This is a genomic window from Deltaproteobacteria bacterium (assembly GCA_019308905.1).
Classification (GTDB): domain Bacteria; phylum Desulfobacterota; class BSN033; order WVXP01; family WVXP01; genus JAFDHF01.
On sequence record JAFDHF010000123.1, the window covers coordinates 4,038 to 6,231 of the forward strand.

General features: G+C 49.4%; 2 protein-coding genes. Both read left to right on the top strand.

The annotated features are described in order from the left end of the window. The first annotated feature begins 179 nt into the window (after positions 1–179). Positions 180–632 (top strand): hypothetical protein, encoded by a 453-nt coding sequence (locus tag JRJ26_20250; protein MBW2059822.1) that lies wholly within the window; start codon positions 180–182, stop codon positions 630–632. A gap of 6 nt (positions 633–638) precedes the next feature. Next, a complete protein-coding gene (locus tag JRJ26_20255; GenBank protein MBW2059823.1) occupies positions 639–1,475 on the top strand; it encodes a hypothetical protein in 837 nt (278 codons plus the stop codon). The last annotated feature ends 719 nt before the right edge of the window (positions 1,476–2,194 follow it).

Genomic DNA, 2,194 nt, shown 5'->3' on the forward strand with positions numbered 1-2,194 from the left:
ATGAGTTTTCAGCAGTCAGCGGTTTTCACCGGAAGCACATAACCCGACTTCTCAGAAAGAATCCGGTTCAGAACATTCCTTTTGAGAAAAAGCCTCCACCGAATCGAGCTTTTGGTCAGCGGATCTACGATGAAGCGGTCAAAGAAGCTCTGATCGTGATCTGGGAAGCTGGAGATCGGATGTGTGGGAAACGATTGAAGGCAATCCTGCCCGAGTTGGTCCTAGCACTGGAGCGCCACGGGCATCTGAAACTGGATCCGGAAGTGAAAAAGCTTCTTTTCTCGGCGAGTTCATCGACGATCGATCGCTTGCTGGCATCGGTCCGCACCCGATCGAAATCGAAAAGAAAGCGGAAGAGGGCCAACAAGGTAAGTAAACAGATTCCTGTTCGTACCTTTGGTGACTGGAACGAACCTGGTCCTGGGTACCTTGAAATCGATTTTGTCGCTCATTGCGGAGGGAACATGGCCGATTCCTTTCTCCACACCCTGGTTGCGACAGACATCTGCTCTGGTTGGACCGAATGTGTTCCGCTTCTGGTTCGTGAACAGTCCCTCGTTGTCGAAGGACTGGAAGTGATCTTCAACCAGATCCCCTTTCCAGTTAAAGGGATTGACTCGGATAACGACTGAGCCTTTGTGAATGAAACCCTGTTGGCATTCTGCCGGATGCAAGGGATTGAGTTTACTCAAGCGTGGGTGGAACAGAAAAACGGTTCCGTGGTCAGACGACTGGTCGGTCACGAGAGACTCACGGGTGTCATTGCTGGGCAGACGCTGGCCCACCTGTATAAGACAACTCGCCTCCATGTGAATTACTTCCAGCCATCATTCAAACTCATTTCCAAATCAAGAATAGGAGCACGGGTTACGAGAAGGTATGAAGATCCGATGACCCCATGCGAACGCTTGATGCGCCATCCAGACGTAGACAAAAAGGTGATTGCGAGACTCTACTCGTTCCGTGAACGGCTGGATCCCCTCGAGTTGCTGCACTACATCCGTGAAGGCCAATCCGCATTGGCTAAACTTACATCAGAGGCAAATTCATTGGATGGACCTGGAAAGAAAACACTGGATCAGTTCCTTTCAGAGCTGCCTGAACTTTGGAAATTCGGAGAAGTCCGACCAACTCATCGAAAGACCCCGACCAAAACCAGAAATTGGCGAACCAGAAAAGATCCCTTTGAATCGGTGTGGTTCGATGTTCTCCGGTGGTTACAACAAACTCCAGATACCACAGCAAAGGCACTTTTTCAGCATCTACAGTCAAAATGTCCGGGGCGATTTCCAGACGGGCAACTTCGAACCTTCCAACGTCGGATTAGAGAATGGCGGCAGCTGATGGCAAAACAGCTTGTCTACACGTGTATGCACGGCAGTGATCCTATCGAAGAGGTAACAGTAATCGGTGAGAATGCTGAGCAGCGTTCGAGCCAACCATTACCGGTACCCTCTCAACCGGTGTTGATTTGAAAGTGGGTTTTCTTAGGCATGGGGGAATGCTCAAGAATGTCACATTCTGAACCTTTGGGTAGGAAGGCGAATAAAAATCTTCACCTTCCTGGCGACATTCCATCGCACACCCGGCCGGTTATCCCTGGCGGGTTGCACCCCTGCAGAGCCCGCTTCCGTTTCGCCGGTTAAAATGAGATTGCATGGTTTTGCTTGATCAGTCAATATAAAATGAAATGTACCAGTGAGAAGATCAAGATATCAGTTGAAAATGGGCATTTCGGGCTAAATTATTTCGGTAACATTTTCCGTTGATGCAACAGGGTAGGGAAGTGTCGTTGACATAGGGCATGATCAGTCAATATAAAATGGAATTGTACCAGTGAGAAGATCAAGATATCAGTTGAAAATGGGCATTTCGGGCTAATTTTTTTCGGTAACATTTTTCGTTGATGCAACGGGACAGGGAGATCTCATTGTCTCTGAACACAGGATCGCCCTCTGGGGCGACTTGTGTCGCCCTGGACGGACCAGGCCTTTCGCCTATACTCTCTCAGAACCAGAGATCCTTCACTTAGTCTTCTCTCGGCTCAGCTTTTTCTTGGAGCCTAACATTTTAGATAGGCTTAGAAACCCACGCCCTGCGGGCGTGGTCATGTGGGATTGGCTATGCCGGTCCCGGATGGGGTTGGCGTAAAGCCCACTCACTGTTATCACTTAACTCGAGTTGCGCCACAACA